The organism is Rhizobacter sp., assembly GCF_035702065.1.
In the GTDB taxonomy this organism is placed as follows: domain Bacteria; phylum Pseudomonadota; class Gammaproteobacteria; order Burkholderiales; family Burkholderiaceae_C; genus Rhizobacter.
Window position 1 is genome coordinate 1 of sequence record NZ_DASSRA010000036.1, and the last position, 2264, is coordinate 2264.

A 2264-nucleotide genomic window follows, 5' to 3' on the forward strand; every position below is an offset into this window, starting at 1 on the left:
CATGCCCAAGCTCTCTCCCGCCGTGCCCACTCGGCAACGACGCAAAGAAGCGCGCCCGCAGGAACTGCTGGACGCCGCGCTGGAGTTGTTCGTCGAGAAAGGCTTCGCCGCCACGCGCTCCGACGAGGTGGCCGTGCGCGCCGGTGTCTCCAAGGGCACGCTGTACCTCTACTACCCGAGCAAGGAAGAACTGCTCAAGGCGGTCATCAACCAGAGCCTGTCGCAGCTCATCGCCGAAGGCAGCGGCCTGGTGGACGAGTTCGAGGGCTCCAGCGCTGAGCTGCTGGCCACGCTCATGCACACCTGGTGGGAACGCATCGGCAACACGCCGGCCGGCGGCATCCACAAGATCATGATGTCGGAGGTGCGCAACTTCCCCGAGATCGGCCAGTACTACCGCGATGAAGTCATCGCACCCGCCACGGACCTGCTGGTGCGCATCCTGCGGCGCGGCGTGGAGCGCGGCGAGTTCCGCGACGTGCCGCTCCTGGAAGTCACCCAGGTGCTCTACGCACCGCTGATCTTCATGGCCTTGCACAAGCATTCGTTCGGCGCCTGCCCGGCCGAGGGCATGGACATCAACCCCGACCGCGCAATCGCCACCCACATCGACCTCGTGCTGCACGGCCTGCTCAAACAAGAAACAGCTCCCAAGGGGAAGAAGAGTTCATGACGAAGAAGAAACGCTGGCTCAAATGGGCCGTGGCCGCGCTGGTGCTGTTGGCGCTGGCCGCCGTGGTGGCCAAGAAGCTGAATGCACGCAAGCTTGAGAAGGCGGCCACCACGGCCTCGAAAGCCACCCAGGGTTTCGACCTCTCGCCGAGCGACGTCGTCGTGCTGCAGCCGCAGGAACTGGTGCGCACGCTCTCGGTCTCGGGCGGCCTGCGCGCCGTGAACAGCGCCTTCATCAAGGCCAAGGTCGCGGCCGAGGTCAAGTCGCTCACCGTGCGTGAAGGCGACAAGGTGACGGCCGGCCAGCTCATCGGTCAGCTCGACACCTCCGAACTGGAGATGCGCCTGCGCCAGGCCGAGCAGACGGCCGGCACCTCGAAGGCCCAGCTCGACATCGCCAACCGCACGCTGGAGAACAACCGCGCGCTGGTGGCACAGGGGTTCATCTCCGCCACCGGGCTGGAGACCTCGATCTCCAACTCCGCCGCAGCGCAATCGACCTACGGCGCGGCCGTCGCTGCGGTCGACCTGACCCGCAAGGCGCTGGCCGATGCCAGGCTGATCGCACCCATCTCGGGCCTGGTCTCGCAGCGGCTGGTGCAGGTGGGTGAGCGCGTGTCGATCGACACCAAGCTGGTCGAGATCGTCGACCTCTCTCGCATCGAGCTCGAAGCCGCCATGGCGCCTGAGGACGTGGTCGACGTGAATGTCGGGCAGACGGCCCGGCTGCAGGTCGACGGCTTCAGCGAGCCCGCGCTCGCCACCGTGGCGCGCATCAACCCCAGCGCGCAGACCGGCACGCGCGCGGTGATGGTCTACCTCGCACTGGCGCCCCACCCCGGCCTGCGCCAGGGGCTCTTTGCCAAGGGCAGCATCGAGCTGCAGCGCCGCTCCACCCTGGTGGCGCCGGTGAGCGCAGTGCGCGTCGACCAGGCACGCCCCTACGTGCTGACGGTGGCCGAAGGCAAGGTCGTGCCCAAGACCGTCTCGCTCGGCGCGCGCGGCGAAGCCACGCTGAACGCCGGCCGCGAGAGCGTGGTCGAGATCACCGAGGGCGTCGCCCCCGGCACCACGCTGCTGCGCGGCGTGGTGGGCCAGCTGCGCGAAGGCACGCCGGTGAACCTGGCGGCCTCGGCCTCCATGCCGGCATCGTCGGTGCGCTGAGCCATGTGGTTCACCCGCGTTTCCATTGCCAACCCGGTCATGGCCACGATGGTCATGCTGGCCTTCGTGGTGCTCGGCCTGTTCAGCTACCAGCGGCTGTCGGTCGACCAGTTCCCCAACATCGACTTCCCCACCGTGGTGGTGGTGATGGACTACCCCGGCGCCTCGCCCGAGATCGTCGAGAGCGAAGTCACCAAGAAGGTCGAGGAGGCCGTCAACACGGTCGCGGGCATCAACTCGCTGTACTCGCGCTCGTATGAGGGCACCTCCGTCGTCATCGTCGAGTTCAACCTCGACGTGGACGGCCGCAAGGCCGCCGATGACGTGCGCGAGAAGGTCTCGCTCGTGCGCCCGCTGCTGCGCGACGAGGTCAAGGAGCCGCGCATCTCGCGCTTCGACCCGCAGAGCGTGCCCATCTTCAACGTGGC

Annotated in this window: 3 protein-coding genes; all 3 read left to right on the plus strand. The window is 67.6% G+C overall.

What is annotated here, in order from left to right; translation table 11 throughout:
• Position 1: 1 nt before the first annotated feature.
• Complete coding sequence (locus VFL64_RS01570; protein WP_489538621.1) at positions 2 to 673, plus strand: TetR/AcrR family transcriptional regulator; 672 nt, start codon at positions 2 to 4, stop codon at positions 671 to 673.
• Positions 670 to 1836 carry an efflux RND transporter periplasmic adaptor subunit gene (locus tag VFL64_RS01575; protein WP_489538622.1) on the plus strand — a complete coding sequence of 389 codons (1167 nt, stop codon included), beginning with the start codon at positions 670 to 672 and terminating at the stop codon, positions 1834 to 1836. The genes VFL64_RS01570 and VFL64_RS01575 overlap by 4 nt, the downstream gene beginning before the upstream one ends.
• 3 nt (positions 1837 to 1839) lie before the next feature.
• The coding region (locus VFL64_RS01580; protein ID WP_489538623.1) for an efflux RND transporter permease subunit at positions 1840 to 2264 on the plus strand (425 nt) is incomplete at its 3' end.

What these genes read in the sequence shown, in the direction of transcription:
- VFL64_RS01570 (WP_489538621.1), top strand. Translation starts at nt 2, where the DNA reads ATGCCCAAGCTCTCTCCCGCCGTGCCCACTCGGCAACGACGCAAAGAA.
- VFL64_RS01575 (WP_489538622.1), top strand. Translation starts at nt 670, where the DNA reads ATGACGAAGAAGAAACGCTGGCTCAAATGGGCCGTGGCCGCGCTGGTG.